General features: G+C 67.7%; 18 protein-coding genes. 6 read left to right on the forward strand and 12 right to left on the reverse strand.

Going from position 1 to position 19,455, the window contains the following annotated elements; genetic code table 11:
• Positions 1-32 precede the first annotated feature (32 nt).
• Genes fadD1 through HBE64_RS18800 form a run of 7 tightly spaced genes read right to left on the reverse strand, consistent with a single transcriptional unit; the run spans position 33 to position 6,433 of the window.
• The gene (gene fadD1, locus HBE64_RS18770) at positions 33-1,610 is read right to left on the reverse strand and encodes a fatty-acid--CoA ligase FadD1 (protein WP_167105518.1); all 1,578 of its coding nucleotides are present in this window, start codon (positions 1,608-1,610) and stop codon (positions 33-35) included.
• Positions 1,607-2,017: a Zn-ribbon domain-containing OB-fold protein gene (locus HBE64_RS18775; protein WP_167105521.1), complete on the reverse strand. Its 411-nt coding sequence runs from the start codon at positions 2,015-2,017 to the stop codon at positions 1,607-1,609. The genes fadD1 and HBE64_RS18775 overlap by 4 nt, the downstream gene beginning before the upstream one ends.
• Positions 2,017-3,216, reverse strand: coding sequence for a thiolase family protein (locus tag HBE64_RS18780; protein WP_167105524.1), 1,200 nt, complete (start codon positions 3,214-3,216; stop codon positions 2,017-2,019). The genes HBE64_RS18775 and HBE64_RS18780 overlap by 1 nt, the downstream gene beginning before the upstream one ends.
• Positions 3,216-3,653: a MaoC/PaaZ C-terminal domain-containing protein gene (locus HBE64_RS18785; RefSeq protein ID WP_167105527.1), complete on the reverse strand. Its 438-nt coding sequence runs from the start codon at positions 3,651-3,653 to the stop codon at positions 3,216-3,218. Before HBE64_RS18785 ends, HBE64_RS18780 begins: the two co-directional genes overlap by 1 nt.
• Positions 3,650-4,150: a MaoC family dehydratase N-terminal domain-containing protein gene (locus HBE64_RS18790; RefSeq protein WP_167105530.1), complete on the reverse strand. Its 501-nt coding sequence runs from the start codon at positions 4,148-4,150 to the stop codon at positions 3,650-3,652. Before HBE64_RS18790 ends, HBE64_RS18785 begins: the two co-directional genes overlap by 4 nt.
• A complete protein-coding gene (locus tag HBE64_RS18795; RefSeq protein WP_167105533.1) occupies positions 4,147-5,253 on the reverse strand; it encodes an acyl-CoA dehydrogenase family protein in 1,107 nt (368 codons plus the stop codon). The genes HBE64_RS18790 and HBE64_RS18795 overlap by 4 nt, the downstream gene beginning before the upstream one ends.
• Position 5,254: 1 nt before the next feature.
• A complete protein-coding gene (locus HBE64_RS18800; protein WP_167105536.1) occupies positions 5,255-6,433 on the reverse strand; it encodes an acyl-CoA dehydrogenase family protein in 1,179 nt (392 codons plus the stop codon).
• Between the two features lie 93 nt (positions 6,434-6,526).
• On the opposite strand from HBE64_RS18800, the gene HBE64_RS18805 reads away from it, so the two are divergent.
• Both HBE64_RS18805 and HBE64_RS18810 read left to right on the forward strand, forming a co-directional pair.
• Positions 6,527-7,111, forward strand: a complete 585-nt coding sequence (locus HBE64_RS18805; protein ID WP_167105539.1) for a carboxymuconolactone decarboxylase family protein — start codon at positions 6,527-6,529, stop codon at positions 7,109-7,111.
• 150 nt (positions 7,112-7,261) lie between these two features.
• Positions 7,262-9,004, forward strand: a complete 1,743-nt coding sequence (locus tag HBE64_RS18810; RefSeq protein ID WP_167105542.1) for an APC family permease — start codon at positions 7,262-7,264, stop codon at positions 9,002-9,004.
• Between the two features lie 52 nt (positions 9,005-9,056).
• Here the strand turns inward: HBE64_RS18810 and HBE64_RS18815 are convergent, their stop codons facing one another.
• From HBE64_RS18815 to HBE64_RS18825, 3 genes are read right to left on the reverse strand one after another with little or no spacing between them, the layout of a single operon-like run.
• On the reverse strand, positions 9,057-9,731 hold the full coding sequence (locus HBE64_RS18815; RefSeq protein ID WP_243841378.1) for a YoaK family protein: 675 nt from the start codon (positions 9,729-9,731) through the stop codon (positions 9,057-9,059).
• Complete coding sequence (locus tag HBE64_RS18820; protein ID WP_167105545.1) at positions 9,728-11,290, reverse strand: gamma-glutamyltransferase family protein; 1,563 nt, start codon at positions 11,288-11,290, stop codon at positions 9,728-9,730. Before HBE64_RS18820 ends, HBE64_RS18815 begins: the two co-directional genes overlap by 4 nt.
• 34 nt (positions 11,291-11,324) lie before the next feature.
• The gene (locus HBE64_RS18825) at positions 11,325-12,827 is read right to left on the reverse strand and encodes a gamma-aminobutyraldehyde dehydrogenase (RefSeq protein ID WP_167105548.1); all 1,503 of its coding nucleotides are present in this window, start codon (positions 12,825-12,827) and stop codon (positions 11,325-11,327) included.
• 122 nt (positions 12,828-12,949) lie between these two features.
• Here HBE64_RS18825 and HBE64_RS18830 point away from each other — a divergent pair, with 122 nt between their 5' ends.
• The 4 genes from HBE64_RS18830 (at position 12,950) to HBE64_RS18845 (ending at position 17,171) form a co-directional block, all read left to right on the forward strand.
• On the forward strand, positions 12,950-13,465 hold the full coding sequence (locus HBE64_RS18830; RefSeq protein WP_371744201.1) for an Lrp/AsnC family transcriptional regulator: 516 nt from the start codon (positions 12,950-12,952) through the stop codon (positions 13,463-13,465).
• The gene (locus HBE64_RS18835) at positions 13,462-14,868 is read left to right on the forward strand and encodes an aspartate aminotransferase family protein (RefSeq protein ID WP_167105551.1); all 1,407 of its coding nucleotides are present in this window, start codon (positions 13,462-13,464) and stop codon (positions 14,866-14,868) included. Before HBE64_RS18830 ends, HBE64_RS18835 begins: the two co-directional genes overlap by 4 nt.
• The gene (locus tag HBE64_RS18840) at positions 14,855-15,850 is read left to right on the forward strand and encodes an SMP-30/gluconolactonase/LRE family protein (protein WP_167105554.1); all 996 of its coding nucleotides are present in this window, start codon (positions 14,855-14,857) and stop codon (positions 15,848-15,850) included. Before HBE64_RS18835 ends, HBE64_RS18840 begins: the two co-directional genes overlap by 14 nt.
• 76 nt (positions 15,851-15,926) lie before the next feature.
• A complete protein-coding gene (locus HBE64_RS18845) occupies positions 15,927-17,171 on the forward strand; it encodes a D-alanyl-D-alanine carboxypeptidase family protein (protein ID WP_167105557.1) in 1,245 nt (414 codons plus the stop codon).
• Positions 17,172-17,354: 183 nt separating this feature from the next.
• Here the strand turns inward: HBE64_RS18845 and yhjD are convergent, their stop codons facing one another.
• On the reverse strand, positions 17,355-18,383 hold the full coding sequence (gene yhjD, locus HBE64_RS18850; protein ID WP_167105560.1) for an inner membrane protein YhjD: 1,029 nt from the start codon (positions 18,381-18,383) through the stop codon (positions 17,355-17,357).
• An 18-nt stretch (positions 18,384-18,401) separates the two neighbouring features.
• Entirely contained in the window at positions 18,402-19,418 is a 1,017-nt protein-coding gene (gene trpS, locus HBE64_RS18855) for a tryptophan--tRNA ligase (protein WP_167105563.1), read from the reverse strand.
• Positions 19,419-19,455: the final 37 nt, after the last annotated feature.

Raw genomic sequence — 19,455 nt, forward strand, 5'->3', positions numbered from 1 at the left:
CCCCCAAGACCCCTGCCGGCTGTGCGGTTTCGTCAGCCGACCACCTGATAGCTGGTCGCGCGCGCCGCCCGCTCCCAGAGCACGCCGGCGCCGGCCGTCACACCGGCGGCACTGAGCTCACGCTTGAGGATCTTGTTAGTCGCGGTGTGCGGCAGGTCGTCATTGAAGCGGACGTAGCGCGGCCACGCCTTGGGTGACAGGTCGGGCTGGGCGGCGAGGAAATCCTCGAAGTCCTTGGGCGTCAACGACTCCCCTTGGCGCAGCACGATGGCGGCCATCACCGCATCGCCGACGGTCTCGTCGGGCACCGCGTAGACGGCGACCTGGTTGACCTGCGGAATGCGTTGCAGCACCCGTTCGATCGGGGCCGCCGCCAGGTTCTCGCCGTCGACCCGCATCCAATCCGCGGTCCGCCCGGCCAGATAGATCCAGCCGTCGGCGTCGCGGTAGGCCAGATCGCCGGTCCAGTACATGCCGTGGCGCAGCCGCTCGGAGGTGGCGTCGGGGTCGTTGTAGTACCCGGTGAAGGGCCCCGCGCCGTCGGTGTTCACGAGCTCGCCGACTGCCTCGTCGAAGTTCAGCAGGTTTCCGTCGGCGTCGAATTCGGCTGTGGCGCATTCGGTGCGCGTCTCCGGGTCGTAGATCGACACACCCGGCCAGCCCTTGCCGATAGACCCCGGTGGCGTGCCGTCCTCGCGGACGACGACGACGGCGAACTCGCTGGAGCCGAAGCCGTCGACGATGCGGCAGCCGAACCGCCTTGAGAATTCGGCGATGTCGCGGTCGGTGGCCTCGTTGCCGTACATGACGCGCAGCGGGTTGTCGGCGTCGTCGGGCTGCTCGGGTGTGGCCAGCACCAGGGCCAGCGGCTTGCCGACGTAGTTCATGAATGTCGCGCCGTAGTGCCGGATGTCGGACAGCAGCCGCGATACCGAGAACTTCACCGGCACCATGGCCGCCTTACCCGCGACGGCCACCGACCAGCCCGCGGCCACCCCGTTGGAGTGGAACAGCGGCATCGACAGGTAACAGACGTCGTCGGCCGTGATGTCGAGTTGGGCGGCCAGACTCAGGCCGCACATCACGCTCATGGCGTGGGCGAACGGCACCGCCTTCGGGTTGCCGCTCGTGCCGGAGGTGAAGATCATCATGAAGGGGTCGGTGCCGCTGACCTCCCGATGTGGGACAAGCGGTTCGGCGGCAGCGACGGCTGCGGCGTAGTCGGGGCCGGTGACGTCGACGACGATCAGACCGGTCAGATCCAGGCCATCCAGCAGCGGTGCGTGGTCGCTGTCGACGAGCAGCAGCTGGCAGTCCGAGCGGCGGATGTCCGACACCAGCCCTTCACCACGGCGGGTGGTGTTGATACCGCACAGCACATAGCCACCCAGGGCGGCGGCGGCCATCGCCCGGGTGTAGGCGGGCGAATTCGTCAGCAACGCGCCGATATGCAGGGGACGGTCCGGGTCGGCCATCGCGATAAGAGCCGACGCCTCGGCGGCCGCGTCGGCCAGATGCTCACGCCACGTCCAGCTCCGCTCCGGCGACAGCACCGCGATGCCGTCGTCGGCCATCCGTTCGCGCAGCAGCGCCTGGACAGTGTCGATCATGATGCCGGCCGGTAGCGCAGCAGTGTCGTACCGGAAGCGGCGTCATCGCAGAACACCGGTTCCAGCCGCATGCCGATGCGGATGTCTTCGGGGTCGACGTCGACGAGCTCGGTCGAAAACCGGGGGCCGGCATCCCACTGCACCACGGCGAGCAGCTGCGGCAACGCATCGGCCCAGGGCGGTCCGGTCGGCCGTCGGGCAATCGTGTAGGTGTATAGCGTTGCCGCTCCGTCGATTTCGCGCCATTCCAGATCGTCGGCCAGCGTGCCCGGCGCCAGGGTGCGCGGGTAGAAGGCGTAGCGGCCCGACGACGGCGAGTACTGGATCAGGATGCGGTGCTGGGTCAGCCCGTCCCAGAAGGGCTGCGATACCGGCGTCGGCTCGGGCATCGGGATCGGTTCGGCCATCAGTCCCCTCCGAGGACGAGCGCAACCTGTTCACTCATGATGCCGCCGGTGCCCGCCACGAACGCGACGTCGGCATCGGGGACCTGTGCGGCCGCCGAGCGGCCCATCAGCTGGCGGGCGGCATCGACGACATGGTGCATGCCACCGGACATTCCGGCCTGACCGTAGGACAGTTGCCCGCCCGCGGTGTTGAGCGGGAAGTCACCCCGAAACGTCAAGTCCCGCTCCTTGATCCACGTCATACCCTGCCCCTTCGGGCAGAACCCGGCGTCCTCCAGGGTCATCAGCACAGTGATGGTGTAGCAGTCGTAGATCGAGGCCACGTCGACGTCGGCCGGTGTGCGTCCGGCCATGTCGAACGCGCGGGCTGCGGCCCTGGCGATCGGGGTGACCATCGGATCGTCGGCATAGGTCATGGTCTTGAAGGAGATGTGCTCGCCGAAGCCGGTGATCCACACCGGGCGATGCCGCGCGCGCCGCGCCAGGTCTGCGTTGGCGATCAGCACACCGGTGCCGCCGTGCACCGGCATCACGGTCTCCAGCATGTGGATCGGGTCGGCGATCATCGGGCTGGCCAGCACGTCGGCCTCAGACAGGGGCTGACCGTGAAACACCGCGCCCGGGTGAGCGCAGGCGTTGGTGCGCTGATCCACCGCGATCTTCGCCAGTGCCGACGGGTCGTAGCCGTATTGGGCGCCGTAGCGCTGCGCGATCTGCGCGAACGGCGCGTTCTGGCCGAGATTGCCGTACGGGATCTCGTACTCGGCCTGTGGTGATCCGTAGTTGTTGCTCGACGCCCCAAACCAATTCGGGTTCGTGGCGGGCCGTCGCGCCGACCGCGGCAGGTTGCGCGAGCCGGGCACCACGGCCAGCACGGCGTCACACAGTCCGAGTTCGACGGCGACGGCGGCACGCCAGACCATAGCGGCTGAGGTGGCCCCGCCGAGGTCGACCCGTTCACCGAAGTCGATCGGCAGCCCGAGGTACTCCGACAGCGTCGCCGGGACGAACATGTCGGATTCGGCCAACCCGTGCGAGATCAGCCCGTTGACCACTCCGGCGTCGAGCCCCGCGTCGTCGAGGACCATCTTGGCCAGTGCCGCGTACTGGTCGAGGGTGAACTGCTCGGGGCGGGTCGGCTTGCGCTGCGCGGGCAGCTCGGCGATCCCGACGATCGCCGCCTCACCGGCCAGCCGCATCAGGAAACACCTTCGCGCAGCGGCAGTTCCACGGTTGCCGTACCCGGCATCAGGATGTCGGCGTCCCGGCGGCCAAAGATGTCGAGATTGACAAGTCCCCTGCCGTGCTCAAGTCGCTTGCCGGTGACGGTGCCGCCGAACGTCAGCGGCTGCCCGGGAAGCGCGACACCACGGTTCTGCACCGAGTACTCGACGAGCCGGCCTGCGCCACCGATCCAATCGGTGACGGCGCGGGCCAACAGTGCGGCCTGTAGCGGGCCCTGGACCAGAACATCGTCATAGCCCTCGACCTCGCGCGCCCAGTCCTTGTCATAGTGGATGCGATGACCGTTGTAGGTTGCGGCGCTGAAGAAGAACATCTGTGTCTCGTCGACGGTCACGGTGAGCGATGTCAGGCTGTCGCCGGGCGCGACGTCGTCGTAGAACAGCTGAGTCATGGTCGGGCAATCATCGACGTCGTGGCCTCGGCCACCAGTTGACGGTGTTGGTTGCGGTAGACGGTGCGCCAGGTGACCAGGACGAACCTGCCTGAGCGACCGTCTTTTTCGACGATCGACTCCACAGTGCGCACCATCTCGATCTCGTCGCGGTGGTAGGCGGGCAGGTGGAACGTGAAGCTCTCCCCGCCCGCCATCCGCCGCGGCGCCTTCGGAAAGGCGAGACTTCCCGACACCGCACCGGAGGAGCCGTCCGGGCGCAGCGCGCTGCGCGGGGTGACGCCCAGGATGGCGTACTGCAGGTACAGCGGCGGGCAGATGATGTCGCGATAACCGTTGGCGCGGGCATAGTCCGGGTCGAACCACAGCGGGTTGTCGTCGCCGACGGCCACGGCCCACCGCTGCCAGTCCCGGCGAAGGACATCCCCGGTGGCGGTGGCCGCGACGGTGCCGACCCGAGCGGCCGTATCGGCGTCGACCAGGCTGTCTGCGGTCACAACCCGTCCTTGCGGCGCAGCCGGTCGGTCACCGCCGTGCGGCTGACCTGGTCGTCGTCAAGCCAGGTGGCCGCAACGTCGGCTCCCCCGCCGAGGGTGGAGAAGACCCGCGCCCGCTCCGACCACAGATACAGGTCGGTCTCGACCACGTAGCCCATCCCGCCGTGCAGCTGGTGGGCGTCCAACGTCGCCCACTTGGCGGCGGTGGCGGAATGCATTCGCGCGATGGCGGTTTCGCGGACCGCCACCCGCCCTCGGCTCAGCGCGAACACCGCCGCCTGCGCGGCGAGCCGGGCCGCGGCCAGCGCGATGTGCATGTCGGCCACGATGTGCTGGGCGGCCTGGAAGGACGCGATCGGCCTGCCGAACTGCTGACGCATGGAGGTGTAGGCCACCGTGCGGTCGAGCACGGCCTCGCCGACACCGACGAGGTCCAGTGAGCTCAGTGCGATCGCGGTGTTGGCGGTGCGGCGAAGCTCGTCGCGGCCCAACGGCTCGCCGTCGCCGAGCACGTCGTCGGGAACAACGTCGTCGAACCGCACGCACGAGGAGTGGTGACCGCCCATCACCGCCAGCGACCGCTGGGTCACACCCGGGCTGTCCAGAGCGCAGACGAATCCCAGGGTCCGGCCGGAGGCGTCCATCCCGGACACCACGATGAGGTCTGCGTCGGTCGCGTCGGAGACGAAATCGGCTGTGCCGGTGAGCCGCCATTCACCCTGTTTGGTGCGGTCGGCCCGCAGGGTGGCGGTGACGTCGGCGGCGTCATAGACGTTCCACAATGCGGTAGTGGCCGAGGTGGCACCACTGGCGAGGTCGGCAAGCCATCGTTTGCGCGAGCTGTCACCGCCGAGCAGGTCGATCGCCTGAGCGGCGATCACGGTGCTGTAGACCAACGACGGGCACAGCGCCCGGCCGGCCTCCCGCGCGAAGACGCCGAGATCGGCGAGCGTTCCGCCGGATCCGCCGTACTGCTCGCAGATGCCCAGTCCCAGGATGCCCGCGGCGGCCAGCGCCTGGATGGTGTCGTCCTTGCGGGTGGCCAGCAGTCCACGCAGCATCGATGCGAGGTCGCGTTCGTCCTGTCCGGCAACGAGTTTCATGTCACCGACCGTACGACGGCATGGCGTGGCCGCGCTGGGCGATCACGTCGCGCAGCACTTCGTTGGTACCGCCGCCGAAACGCATCAGCGGCGCGAATCGGTAGAGCTTCTCGAAACGGCCACCCGCCGGGGCTTCCGGGTTTCGGTGGGCCAGAAGACCTTCGGCGCCCAGCAGGTCGATGCCCAGGTCTGCGATGCGCTGGCGCAGTTCGCTGCTGAACACCTTCTCGACGCTGACCTGCACCGTGGGGATCACCCCGTCGGACAGCATCGACGACGCCTCGTAGCCCATCAGGGCGGCGACCTCGACGTCGGCCTCAGCCTGGGCGAGCCGGCGCCGGACCGCGGGGTTGTCGATGGGCACCGTCCCGTCGCGGCGCGGCATGCGCGCCAGCACCTGCAACTCGTCGAGCGCACGGCGCAGGTCGCCGGCGTTGGTCAGGGCGCCGCGCTCCAGGTCTAGCGCACCGGTGATGTAGGACCAGCCGCGGTTCTCCTCGCCGATGAGATTGGTCGCCGGCACCCGGACGTCGTCGAAGAACACCTCGTTGGTGCGGTAGCCGGACCAGGCGATCAGCGGGCGGATCTTCACCCCGGGGCTGTCCACCGGGACGACGATCACCGAGATTCCCCGGTGCCGCTGCGCGCTGGGGTCGGTGCGCACGCACAACCACTCGTGGGTGGATCGCTGTGCGCCGCTGTTCCAGATCTTGGATCCGTTGATCACCCACTCGTCGCCGTCGCGGACCGCACGGGTCCGCAGCGACGCCAGGTCGGTACCGGCGTCGGGCTCGGAATAGCCAAGGGCACAAGTCATTTCGCCGCGGGCGATCAGCGGCAGGAATTCACGCTTGTTCTGTTCGGTGCCGTGCCTCATGATCATCGGCGCGATCGAAGTGACCGTCAGATCCGGCCCCGGCGCGCCCCAGTACTCGAACTCCGACATCAGCAGATGCAGGTATATCGGCCCCAGCCCCAGCCCGCCGTACTCGGCCGGCCAGTTCAGTCCGAACCAGCCCTTGGCGCCGAGTTTGCGGCGGAATGCCGCGACCTCGCCGCCGGGGTGCTCGAGGTTGTGCTCGGCGATCTCGGCGCGCAGCGCGTCAGTGACGTTCTCGCGCAGGAATTCACGCACCTCGGCCAACCAGGCGAGCTGGTCTGCGTCGAGGTCGAAATCCACAATTGGGTACCCTAACCGATTAGTTAGTCCGTCAACCCATCATTGCGTCGGATCGCCGTGTCACATTTCCGGGCCGCCGGGCATCTAGAGGGTATGACCACCACAACACGACTCGAACCACTGCCCCCGGCCAAGGCCACCCCGTTGATTCGGCTGATGTACCGCTGGACAAGGCGACGCTTCGGCGAGGTGCCCGAACCGCTGGCCGTCTATGCCCACCACCGGCGGCTGTTGCTGGCCAACTCCGTACACGAGGGTCTGCTGACGCGAGGGTCCACCGTGCTGCCCGCCTCGGTCCGCGAGCTCGCGGTGTTCTGGACTGCCCGCACCGTCGGCTGCTCGTGGTGCGTGGACTTCGGCGCGATGTTGATGCGCCTCGAGGGCCTCGACGTCGACCGCCTCAAGCACATCGACGACTACCGCAGTTCCCCGTTGTACACCGACGACGAGCGAGCCGCGATCGCCTACGCCGACGCCATGACGACAGATCCGCACACCGTGACCGATGACCAGGTTGACGACCTCCGGCGCCGGTTCGGCGCCGCGGGCGTGGTCGAGCTGACCTATCAGATCGGGGTGGAAAACATGCGTGCCAGGATGAACGCCGCTCTCGGCATTACCGAGCAGGGCTTCGGCTCGGGTGAGGTATGCCGGGTTCCGTGGGCGGACCGCCAATAAACCGCTTGATCCGTCAATTAGGCCCGATAGAGCCACTGATTTCGTCGCCATGTAACTTCAGCGAAAACAATTCCGCACATTCCGCGCGCATCTGCCACTGAAACCGTAGTCTCGTCTAGTTCTGACCGCGGCGTTCAAGCAGGAGATGCCATGAGTAAAGGCGAGCTAACGCTCGACCCCGGTGCAGCCGGGAATTCGACCTCAGTAGAAAGCAAGGGCCTCAAGGGCGGTGCGCTGGGCCTGTTGTCCAGCGTCGTCGTCGGCATGGCCTCCACCGCTCCGGCATACTCGCTGGCAGCAAGCCTGGGCCTGATCGTCGCCAGTGGCGGCGCGCTGCTGGCCGGCGTCAAGGCCCCGGCGATCGTGCTCCTGGCGTTCATCCCGATGTACATGATCGCGGTCGCCTACCAGGAGCTGAACAAGGCCGAGCCGGACTGCGGCACCACGTTCACCTGGGCGACGCGCGCATTCGGGCCGCTGGTCGGCTGGATGGGCGGTTGGGGCATCATCGCCGCCGACGTGATCGTGATGGCCAACCTGGCCCAGGTCGCCGGGGCCTACTCCTTCACCTTCGTCGGCGACCTGGGCTGGAGCTCTGCCGCAGACCTGGCCAGCAGCACACTGTGGTCGACGGTTGCCGGCGTCATCTGGATCATCGTGATGACCTATATCTGTTATCGCGGCATCGAGGTCTCGGCCCGTATTCAGTACGGCTTGCTCGGAATCGAACTCGTGGTGCTGATCGTGTTCTCCGCCGTGGCCCTGTTCAAGGTCTACACCCACAAGGCCGAGGGCTACTCCCTGACGCCGTCACTCAGTTGGTTCTGGCCGGGCGGCCTCGATTTCGGCACCGTCGTCGCGCCGGCCATTCTGGCCGCCATCTTCATCTACTGGGGTTGGGACACCGCAGTGGCCTGCAATGAAGAGTCCGACGACCCGGGTCGCACGCCTGGCCGCGCCGCCGTCATCTCCACCTTCCTGCTGCTGGCCACCTACGCCCTGGTCTCGGTCTCGGCCGTCGCGTTCGCCGGCGTCGGCACCGACGGCATCGGCCTGGGCAACTCGGAGAACTCCGCCGATGTCTTCGCCGCGATCGGTCCTCCACTGTTCGGCGACAGCATTCTGGGCAAGATCGGGCTGCTGTTGCTGTCCGCGTCGATCCTGACCTCGGCGTCGGCGTCGACCCAGACGACCGTCCTGCCCACGGCCCGGACCACGCTGTCGATGGGCGTCTACAAGGCGCTGCCGACCTCGTTCGCCAAGATCCACCGCACCTACCTGACCCCCTCGGTCTCCACGATCGTGATGGGCTTGGTATCGATCCTGTTCTACGTGTTGTTCACCCTGGTCAGCCGAAACCTGTTGACCGCGCTGATCGGTTCGGTCGGCCTGATGATCGCGTTCTACTACGGCCTGACCGGCTTCGCGTGCGCCTGGTTCTACCGCAAGAGCCTCACCAAGTCGACGCGCGACTTCGTGATGCGCGGGGCGGTACCGCTCGCCGGCGGCGTTCTGCTGCTGGTCATCTTCATCTACGGCCTGATCCAGTACGCCAAGCCGGACTGGCTCACTGATGACCAGGGCAACAACGTCACCATCTTCGGGTTCGGCGCGGTCGCAGTGGTTGGCGTCGGCGCACTGGTCCTGGGCGTGGTGCTGATGGTCGTGCAGTGGATCACAGCGCCGGACTTCTTCCAGGGCCGCACCCTGTCGCGGCGCTCGAGTGCGGACCTCGTCCTCACCCCGGCCACCGCGGTGGAGCCGATGTTCGGTCTGCCGGACTCCGGTGACATGCCGACCGTGATCGCACCGGACCTGTCGAACCTGCCGCCGGGCGAGACCGCGATCAACCCCGAGACGGGCGAGGAGTTCACCAAGAGCCCGCAGGCCTAGGCCGAGTGCGCCGAGCGCCACCCCGTGTGGCGCTCGGCGCAGCCACCCTGGGTCAGCGGCCGTGCCAGGCCGCGTGGCCGATCACAGCAACGACAGCGGTCAGCACAGCGGCCAGATAGACCGGACAGCCGGGGCCACTGAGCCGCAACAACAGAGCTCCGCAGAACGCTCCGGCGATGATGACGACGATGGCCCACAACCGGCGGTGGGTCAGCCACAGCCAACCGGGCCCGAACAGCGTTTCGCTCGCGTATGCGGTCAGCGTCGAGGTCACCACGACCGTGGTGATGTCGGCGACCGCCAGCATCCGCGCTGTCGCGGCCTGAGCACCCATCAGGATCGCCAGTATCGCGGCCAGTCCGACGCTGAGCCCGGTGTGCGTGTCGAGGGCGACGACGGTCAGCACTGATGCCACCGCGGCCATGACGACGGCACCGGTGGCGAACACGGCGGTGACCACCGGTTCCCATCCGCCGCGGCGCCGCTGCAACAGCCGGCCGACGGCAGCGGCACCCACCACATAGGCGCCCAGCGCCACCGCCGGACCGGCGACGGGCAGGCCGTCCTCACCGGCCATACCCATCCCGAGGATCACGACGTTGCCGGTCATGTTGCCGGTGAACACCCGGTCCAGCGCGAGATAGCCCACCGCGTCGAGCAATCCGGTGACGAAGGTCAGCGCGAGCATGAGCCACAGCTGAAGATGCTGACGAATCAAACCGCTCACGATTGCGGCCGCGCGTAGTGCGCCACCACCGCCGAACCGTCCGAACGTGGGTCGGATGCAGCCGTGACCGAGCCAGCGGAGTCGACGAAGACCACGTTGGCCTGTCCGAGCGCTTCGGTTCGAGGTGGCACCTCGGTTGGGTCGAAGCCCGCGCGACGAATCGATGCCTTCGCCGCCAGCGGCAGGTCGGCCTCGACAGTCACGGTGTCGGGCCCGCCGCCGCACTGGTTGCCGACGACGGCACGGGGCGCTGCAACCGCATCGACTGCACCGGCCCCGCCGAGCGCCCGGAGAAGGATCTGGGCGAGGATCTGCGGCTGCCCCTGACCACCCATCGTGGACAGCACATGGGCGATCCGGCCCTGTCGCAACGTCATTGCGGGCATCAGCGTGTGCGCCGGTCGTTTTCGCGGACCGATGAGGTTGGCCGACGACGGGTCGAGGCTGAACCCGCACCCACGGTTGTGGAAGAGCACACCGGTGGCCGGATCGATCAGCCCCGACCCGAACGCGTAGTAGACGCTCTGGATCAGAGATACCGCGTAGCCCTCGCTGTCGACTGCGGCGATACCGACGGTGTCCCCCCGCGGAGTGCCCGGCGGAGCGGCGGCCAGCCCCCGCGGCCCGTCTCTGAGGTCAAGCTCGATATCGGCGAACCGCGGATCGGCCAGCTTGCTGTCACGAATCTCGTTGCCCTGGTGGAAGGCACGCACGAGGTGGCCCAGTCCGTCGCCGACCGGGTCGTCGATGCGCTGCTCGTACATCGCAGCCAGCGCACTCAGCAGCAGGAAGCCTTGGCTGTTCGGCGGGCTGGTGAGCACTGTGAGTCCATCGAAGTCCATACTGAGGGGCTCCTGCAGCTGCGGCTGAAAATCCGCGAAATCGTCTGTGCCCAAGACAGATTCGTGAGATCGCAGATGAGCCACCATCTGCTCGGTGAGGACTCCCGTATAGAACGCGTCTGGCCCACCGGCTTGCAGGGTCGCCAGCGTGTCGGCCAGCGCCGGCTGCCGCAGCACATCACCGACACCCAACGGCACGCCGTGCGGCCGGAACACCCGATCGAAATCGTCGGTGCCGATGAGGTCGGCGTTGTCGGGGTCGACGAGGTGAGTGGCCAACGACGGCGCCACCGCGACGCCGTCTCGGGCGAGAGCCTGCGCGGCGCTGAGCGTCGCACTCCAGGACGTGCGGGAACCGAAGCCGCGCATCGTTTCCCAACCCCGCACTCCCCCTGGGACGGTGACCGGGGCGGCGCCACGCGCCGGCAGTGTGTCGCCGTGGCGGGCCCGCAGCGCTGCAGCATCCACCCCTGCGCCCGCCCATCCCGATGCGTTGACACAGCGAACCGCGCCATCGGGCGTCCGGATCAGGGCGAAAAGGTCACCGCCCAGGGCAACGTTGTGCGGGTAGACCACGGTCAGCACCGCGGCAGCGGCGATGGCGGCGTCGATCGCCGTGCCGCCGTCGCGCAGCACGGCGATCCCGGCATCGGTGGCCAGGACATGTGGGGTAGCCAGCGCTGATTGTGCCGGCTGCCCGCCACGATCGGCAGACACGAGAACTTCACTCCTTCAGCGGATTGTGCCTCCGCTAGCGCAGCGTGAAGATGGTTCGGTGCCAACCCTTTTCGGCCACACCGGTGATATCGCTCATCACGTGCTTGATGGTGAGGTACTCCTCGAAGGAGTAGTCGCTCATGTCCTTGCCGAAGCCGGAGGCGCCGACACCGCCGTGCGGCATCTCGCTGATGATCGGGATGTGGTCGTTGATCCACACACAGCCGGCGTTGATCTCCCGCGAGGCCCGCTGGGCACGGTAGACGTCGCGGGTCCACGCCGAGGCCGCCAGGCCGTACTCGGTGTCATTGGCCTGGCGCAGCGCGTCGTCGTCACCGTCGTGCGGCCGGGCCACCAGGACCGGGCCGAAGATCTCGTTGCGGTAGACCTCGGAGGTCTCGGCCACGTCGGCGATCAGCGTCGGCCGATAGAAGTAGCCGGGCAGATCCGGCACCTTCCCGCCGGCCACAATGCGACCGCCTTCCTTGGGTGCGTCGGCGACCATGGTGGCCACCCGGTCGCGGTGCATCTTGGAGATCAGCGGGCCCAGGTCGGTGTCGGGGTCCTGCGGGTCGCCCACGACGATCTTGTTCATCAGTTCGGCCACCCCGGCGACGAAGTCGTCGTAGAGATTGCGCGCGACGATCGCCCGGGTGGCCGCCGTGCAGTCCTGCCCGGAGTTGATCAGCGCGCCTGCCACCGCGCCGTGGATCGCGGCGTCGAGGTCGGCGTCCTCGAAGACCACGAACGGCGCCTTGCCGCCGAGCTCAAGCTGGGTGCGATGCCCGTAGACGGCGGCCGCGGCCATCACCCGCCGACCGACAGCGGTCGAGCCGGTGAAGGTGACGACGTCGACGTCCTTGTGCCCGGCCAGCGCGGTGCCGACGTCGATGCCGGAGCCGGTGACGACGTTGAACACCCCGTCGGGCAGGCCCGCCTCGGTGGCCAGTCGGGCCAGGGTCAGCGTGGTCAGCGGCGTCAGCTCGGCAGGCTTGATCACCACCGAACAGCCCGCGGCCAGGGCCGGGATCACCTTCCACACCGCCATCTGCAGCGGGTAGTTCCACGGCGTGATGGTCGCGACCACGCCGACGGCCTCGCGGCGGATGGACGACGTGTGGTCACCGGAGTACTCCGCGGAGGCCTTGCCCTCCAGGTGGCGGGCGGCACCGGCGAAGAAGGAGATGTTGTCGATGCTGCCGGGCACGTCGAACTCGGTGGCCAACCGCACCGGCTTACCGGTTTGGCTGACCTCCTCGGCGGCGATCTCGTCGGCGTGGGCTTGCGCGAGTTCGGCCAGCTTGGCCAGCACGGCTGAGCGCTCCGCCGGGGTGGCGGTCTTCCAGGCGGGTAGCGCGGCCCGTGCCGAGGCCACCGCGACGTCGACGTCGGCGGCAGTGGCGAGGGCCAGTTCGGCGGCGGGGTCGCCGGTGGCCGGATTGAGCACCTGGTGGGTGGTTCCTCCGGTCACCACAGCAGCGCCATCGATCCAGCTACTAGGCACAATTCTGGTCTTGTCAGAGGTCAGTGCAGTCACACGGCAACGGTAGCCGACCCCGATCCGTCGTGCTACGCATTCCCACACTCAAGGTGGGTGCTGACGACCAATTTCATCGATCCCGTTGCCTAAAACAACGGATTCCGTGCACAATCATGGGCATGCGAGACTCGGGTGTGCCGACCAACCGGTTTCCCGTCCGCACCGTCGGGGCGGGCGCTGCGGCATCGGCCCAACTCGACGAGATGTCGAAGTCCATCATCGAAAAGTTGCAGCAGGACGGGCGGCGATCTTACGCCGGAATCGGTAAGGCCGTCGGCCTGTCCGAGGCGGCGGTGCGCCAGCGCGTGCAGCGTTTGATCGACTCCGGGGTGATGCAGATCGTCGCGGTGACCGATCCGATGCAACTCGGCTTCGCCCGCCAGGCGATGATCGGCATCCGCTGCACCGGTGACACCACCAAGGTCGCCGACAAGCTGGCGCAGATCGATGCCGTGGACTACGTCGTGCTCACCGCGGGCACCTTCGACGCCATCGTCGAAGTGGTGTGTGAGGACGACGCCGAGCTGCTCGAACTGCTCAACACCGAAATCCGCGCGGTTCCCGGCGTGATCTCCACCGAGACGCTGGTCTACCTGAAACTCGTTAAACAACAATACAATTGGGGTACCCGATGACATCCACCGCCAGCCAGAACCTGACCGCCGATCTCGGCGCCAAGGCGGACCGGCACCTGTGGGGCCATTTCGCCCGACACGGAGCCGGTATTACGCCGCCGATCATCACACGCGGCGACGGCGTCTACATCTACGACAGCGACGGCAAGCGCTACATCGACGGCCTATCGGGGCTGTTCGTCGTGCAGGTCGGCCACGGCCGGGAGGAGATCGCCGAGGCCGCCAAGAAGCAGGCCGAGACCCTCGGGTTCTTCCCGCTGTGGTCCTACGCCACCCCGCCCGCCATCGAGCTGGCCGAGCGGCTTGCCGGTTACGCTCCGGGCGATCTGAACCGGGTGTTCTTCACCACCGGTGGCGGCGACGCCGTCGAGTCGGCCTGGAAGTTGGCCAAGCAGTACTTCAAGCTGACCGGTAAGCCGGGCAAGTACAAGGTCATCTCGCGCAGCATCGCCTACCACGGCACGCCCCACGGCGCGCTGGCCATCACCGGCCTGCCCACGTTCAAGGCGCCGTTCGAGCCGATCACGCCCGGCGGCTTCCGGGTGCCCAACACCAACTTCTACCGCGCGCCCGAAGGCCACGACACCGACATCAAGGAGTTCGGCCAATGGGCGGCCAACCGGATCGCCGAGGCCATCGAGATGGAGGGTCCCGACTCGGTAGCCGCCGTGTTCCTCGAGCCGGTTCAGAACGCCGGCGGCTGCTTCCCGCCGCCGCCCGGATACTTCGAGCGCGTCCGCGAGATCTGCGACGAGTACGACGTCCTGCTGGTTTCGGATGAGACGATCTGTGCGTTCGGCCGCATCGGATCGATGTTCGCCTGCAACGACTTCGGCTACGTGCCCGACATCATCACCTGCGCGAAGGGTCTGACGTCGGGCTACGCCCCGCTCGGTGCGATGATCGCCTCCGACAGGCTCTTCGAGCCGTTCAACGACGGCCAGACCACGTTCGCCCACGGGTACACCTGGGGCGGGCATCCGGTCGCGGCCGCTGTCGCGATGGCCAACCTCGACGTCTTCGAACGCGAGGGCCTCAACGACCATGTGAAGACGACGGCACCGGCGTTCCGGGCCACCCTGGAGAAGCTGCTCGACCTGCCGATCGTCGGTGACGTCCGCGGCGAGGGCTTCTTCTACGGCATCGAGCTGGTCAAGGACAAGGCCACCAAGGCCGTCCTCGACGACGAGCTGTCCGAGTGGCTGCTGCGCAGCTTCCTGTCTGTCGAGCTATTCGAGGCGGGTTTGTATTGCCGCGCCGACGACCGCGGCGACTCGGTGGTGCAGCTGGCCCCGCCGCTGATCAGCGACCAGGCCTTGTTCGACGAGATCGAGCAGATCCTGCGCCGGGTGTTCACCCAGGCCTGGGATCACCTGCAGACGCGTGGGGATGCCTGGCATTAAGCCGACCATCGATCCGGTCCGGTGGCAGCCGCCGCCGGTTGAGCCGCTGCCCGAGTTCGGGCCTGCAGAGCTGACGATCGTCGCGGTGCCCGGTGATCAACCCGAGGACATCGTCGTCGACGCGGACGGCGCGCTGTGGACCGGTCTGGTCGACGGCCGCGTCGTCCGCATCGACCCCGACGACGGCACCACCACGATCGGTACGACGGCGGGTCGGCCACTGGGGATGACGGTGGCCCGCGACGGCCGGCTGCTGATCTGCACCAGCCCGGGCGGGCTGGTGGCGATGGACCGCAGCACCGGTGATATCCAGGTGCTGGCCGAGTCGGTGGCGGGCAGGCGTCTGCAGTTCTGCTCCAACGTTGCCGAATTGCCAGACGGCACAATCTATTTCACCGAATCCACCGCAAAGTTCCGCTTCGAGCACTTCAAGGGCGCGATCTTCGAGTCGCGCGGCGACGGCGGATTGTTCCGGCTCGACCCGGACGGCACGGTGAGCACCGTGCTGGAGAACCTGTACTTCGCGAACGGCCTGACGCCGACGATTGACGGGTCGGCCCTGGTGTTCGCCGAGACCCAGGCGCGGCGGTTGTCGAAGTACTGGCTGAGCGGGCCGAAGGCAGGCACGGTCACGCCGCTGGCGGTGAACCTGCCCGGGATGCCCGACAACCTGTCGACGGGTGCCGACGGGCGGATCTGGTGCGCGATGGTGTCGGCGCGCAACGTCGCCTCGGACTTCTTGTCGTCGCGCTCGCCGCGGCTGCGCACCCTGTTGTGGAAGCTGCCCGACAAGCTGCAGCCGCAGATCGTGCCGACGGTGTGGGCGGTGGCGTTCGACCCCGATAGCGGGGCTGCGGTGTCGGGGGTGCACATGAAGCATCCGGACTTCGGTCTCGTCACCGGATTGGTCGAGCGTGAGGGCCGGTTGTGGCTGGCCACGATCGGGCATTCGGCGGTCGCACACTGCGCGCTGCCAAGCTAACAATTGCATCAATAACCACACCAGTAACAGCGCGGCTCCGCGGATTCTCGCCGGAAATCCCCTACCCTTCGAGTCGATGGCGACCTCGAAGACCTTGCTGCGCAGCGCTGCCGCGCTGGCCGCGGCCCTCTGCGTTGTCGGCACGCCCGCGATCGCGTGGGCCGAGCCGAACGCGGGACCCGACCCCAACACCTGCCCGTACAAGGTGTCGACCCCACCTGCCGTCGACTCCTCGGAGGTCCCCCAAGCCGGGGACCCGCCGATGCCGCTGCCGGTGCCGGCCAAGCCGGTCGGCGGTGACGCCCTGGCCAGTTGCGGGGTGATCGTCGCACCGAACACGCCGCCGGTGCCCGATGACGTCTCGGCCGAGTCGTGGTTGGTCGCCGACCTGGACACCGGCGAGATCATCGCGGCGCGCGACCCGCACGCCCGGCATCGGCCCGCCAGCATCATCAAGGTGCTCACCGCGATGCAGGCCATCAATGAGCTGCCGCTGAACAAGATGGTCGAGGGCACCCAGGACGACGCCAACGCCGAGGGCACCCGGGTGGGCGTCGACGTCGGCGGCCACTACACGGTCAACGACCTGCTGCACGGCTTGCTGATGCATTCGGGCAACGACGCCGCCCACGCGCTGGCTGCACAGCTGGGCGGCATGGACACCACGGTGCAGAAGGTCAACGTGCTGGCCCGCAAGCTCGGTGGCGCCGACACCCGTGCGGCCACCCCCTCGGGTCTCGACGGGCCGGGAATGAGCACGTCGGCCTACGACATCGGGCTGTTCTACCGGTATGCCTGGCAGAACCCGGCTTTCGCGAACATCGTGGCCACCCAGAAGTACGACTTCCCCGGGCATCCGGCCAAGCCCGGCGAGGACGGCGACCATCCCGGGTATCAGCTGGAGAACGACAACCAGCTGCTCTACAACTATCCGGGCGCGCTCGGCGGCAAGACCGGGTACACCGACGACGCCGGCCAGACGTTCGTCGGTGCGGCACAGCGCGACGGCCGACGGCTGGTGGCGGTGCTGCTGCGCGGAACCCGTCAGCCGATCGCACCTTGGGAGCAGGCGGCGCATCTACTCGACTACGGTTTCGCAACTCCGCCGGGTACCGCAGTCGGCACGCTGATCGATCCCGATCCGTCGCTCAAGCCGCCCAAGCCTGACGCCGATGCCGCCAAAGCCACTGCCGCACCGCTGATCCCGGCGGCCGACGCGATGCCGGTGCGCATCGGCGTCGCGGTGGTCGGCACCGGCATCGTGTTCATGCTGATCATGGGGGCGCGCTCGATCAACCGCAGGCCGGTGCGCGGCCGGTAGGACGGGCGCGTTTCGGGCGGCGCCGGGAAGTTGGCACACCTTTTTGCCCGCCTCCGAGCGACTTTGGCGCGCCGTCGGGATCTCGGCTGCCGAGTACGCCACCGCCCCATCTACCGCGCGAGTCGTCTACCAAAAGTCGCTCAGAGGCGGGCAAAAATCACTATGCCCCGAAGCCCGACGAACCTACCGACCGCCCCGCCATAGCCGCGAAAGACCAAGCCCGCCAAGGGCACCCACTGCCATGGCACCCAACCACTGCCGCGTCGAAAGACCCTCGTCGGGACCCACCCGCGGCGAGATGACCGCCGGCGCGGGTGCGGGCACCGGCTCCGGGCGCAGCTCCGCGGCCGACGTGGCCGCCCACGCGGTGGCGAACAGAATCAGCCGGGCCGTGATGTAGGCGAACACCATCAGACCGAGCACCGGCCCGAACGTCGCACCGGCCGGGCCGTGCACCACCGCACGCAGATAGAACGACCCCACCAGCTTGAAGATCTCGAACGCCACCGCCGCCAGCAGACCGGCGCGCACACTGCTGCGGAAGCTGATCGACTCACGCGGTAGCCGCGCGATCATCCAGGTGAACAACAGCCACGACACCCCGAACGACATCAGCATCGAGAGCACCCGAAGTCCGGAATTCAGGCCCGGAACATCATGCACGCCAAGCCATTCCAACACCCTGGTCATCAGCGACGGATCGCCCAGCGCGGTCAGCGCGATCGTCAGAATGATCGCGACGAACACCGACAGCAGCGCCAACAGGTCCGACAGTTTGGTGCGCACGAAGCCCAGCGGGTCACCGCGCTGCTCACCCCACATCTGGGTCAGGGCCTCCCGCAGATTGGTGATCCAGCCCAGCCCGGCCCACGACGCGGTGGCCAGACCGATGACGCCGACCGAGGTGCGCGATTGGATCGCCGACTCCATCAGCCGCACCAACTGCGTCCCGAAGTCGCCGGAGACCGTCGCGCGGATGCGGTTCTCGATCTCGCTGAGCAGCTCCGGTTGGCTGGCGAGGACGAACCCGCCGGCCGCGAAGCCGACCATCAGCAGCGGAAACAGCGCGAAGATCGTGTAGTACGTGATGCCCGCGGCGTAGAAGTCGCCCTTGAACTTGTCGTAGCGCGCCTGGGCGCGCATGACATGGTCAAGCCAGTGGTATCGGGCCCGCAGCCGGTCGAGAATCCCCGGTTTGGCCGGTTGCGCCATGCCAGCCTCCCGGGTGAGTTACAGACTCGTCGGCAAAAACCCTAACCGGTCATATACCCGCCCGATGGTCTTGGCAGACACCTCACGGGCACGCTGCGCTCCGGTGGCCAGGATCGCCTGCAGTTCGGCGGGGTCTGCCAACAACTCGGAGACCCGCTGCTGGATCGGCGTGACGTACTCGACGACGGCCTCGGCGGTGTCCTTCTTCAGATCGCCGTAGCCGCGCCCCTGGTAGCCGGCCACCAACGTGTCGATGTCGACGCCGGTCACCGCGGACTGGATGGACAGCAGGTTGGACACGCCGGGTTTCGCGTCCACGTCGTAGCGGATCTCGCGCTCGCTGTCGGTCACCGCCGACCGGATCTTCTTGGCCGACACCTTCGGGTCGTCGAGCAGTGCGATGAGCCCGGCATCGGTGGCCGCCGACTTGCTCATCTTGGCGGTCGGATCCTGCAGGTCGTAGATCTTGGCCGTCACCTTTTGGATCATCGGCTCGGGGACGACGAAGGTATCGGGGAACTGGGCGTTGAACCGCTGCGCGACATCGCGTGTCAGCTCCAGGTGCTGACGTTGGTCCTCGCCAACCGGGACGAGTTCGGTGTCGTAGAGCAGGATGTCGGCAGCCATCAGGACCGGATAGGTGAACAGCCCGACGGTGGTGGCCTCGGCGCCCTGCTTCTGCGACTTGTCCTTGAACTGCGTCATCCGGGAAGCCTGGCCGAAGCCGGTGAAGCAGCCGAGTACCCAGGCCAGCTGGGTGTGGGCCGGCACATGGCTCTGCACGAAGATCGTCGCGCGGGCCGGGTCGATCCCCAGCGCCAGATACTGCGCCGCGGTGACCAGGGTCCGGTAGCGCAGCGTGGCGGGGTCCTGCGGCACGGTGATCGCGTGCAGGTCGACGACGCAGAAAAAGGCGTCCACATCGTTCTGGAGTTCCACCCACTGCTTGATCGCGCCGAGCGCATTACCCAGATGCAGGGAGTCGGAGGTCGGCTGGACGCCGGAGAAGACGACGCGACGCGGTGAGGTGCTCATGATGGATCAATCCTGTCATGTGGTGCAGTGGGGCTAG

This window comes from Mycobacterium sp. DL592, assembly GCF_011694515.1.
Classification (GTDB): Bacteria; Actinomycetota; Actinomycetes; order Mycobacteriales; family Mycobacteriaceae; genus Mycobacterium.

Bases quoted from the DNA above. Each gene is read 5' to 3' on its own strand.
- HBE64_RS18795 (WP_167105533.1), bottom strand. From the start codon at position 5,253: ATGAAACTCGTTGCCGGACAGGACGAACGCGACCTCGCATCGATGCTG.
- HBE64_RS18780 (WP_167105524.1), bottom strand. From the start codon at position 3,216: ATGCGGCTGGCCGGTGAGGCGGCGATCGTCGGGATCGCCGAGCTGCCC.
- HBE64_RS18840 (WP_167105554.1), top strand. From the start codon at position 14,855: ATGCCTGGCATTAAGCCGACCATCGATCCGGTCCGGTGGCAGCCGCCG.
- HBE64_RS18805 (WP_167105539.1), top strand. From the start codon at position 6,527: ATGACCACCACAACACGACTCGAACCACTGCCCCCGGCCAAGGCCACC.
- HBE64_RS18845 (WP_167105557.1), top strand. From the start codon at position 15,927: ATGGCGACCTCGAAGACCTTGCTGCGCAGCGCTGCCGCGCTGGCCGCG.
- HBE64_RS18775 (WP_167105521.1), bottom strand. From the start codon at position 2,017: ATGGCCGAACCGATCCCGATGCCCGAGCCGACGCCGGTATCGCAGCCC.
- yhjD (WP_167105560.1), bottom strand. From the start codon at position 18,383: ATGGCGCAACCGGCCAAACCGGGGATTCTCGACCGGCTGCGGGCCCGA.
- HBE64_RS18785 (WP_167105527.1), bottom strand. From the start codon at position 3,653: ATGACTCAGCTGTTCTACGACGACGTCGCGCCCGGCGACAGCCTGACA.
- trpS (WP_167105563.1), bottom strand. From the start codon at position 19,418: ATGAGCACCTCACCGCGTCGCGTCGTCTTCTCCGGCGTCCAGCCGACC.
- HBE64_RS18830 (WP_371744201.1), top strand. From the start codon at position 12,950: ATGCGAGACTCGGGTGTGCCGACCAACCGGTTTCCCGTCCGCACCGTC.
- HBE64_RS18835 (WP_167105551.1), top strand. From the start codon at position 13,462: ATGACATCCACCGCCAGCCAGAACCTGACCGCCGATCTCGGCGCCAAG.
- HBE64_RS18810 (WP_167105542.1), top strand. From the start codon at position 7,262: ATGAGTAAAGGCGAGCTAACGCTCGACCCCGGTGCAGCCGGGAATTCG.
- fadD1 (WP_167105518.1), bottom strand. From the start codon at position 1,610: ATGATCGACACTGTCCAGGCGCTGCTGCGCGAACGGATGGCCGACGAC.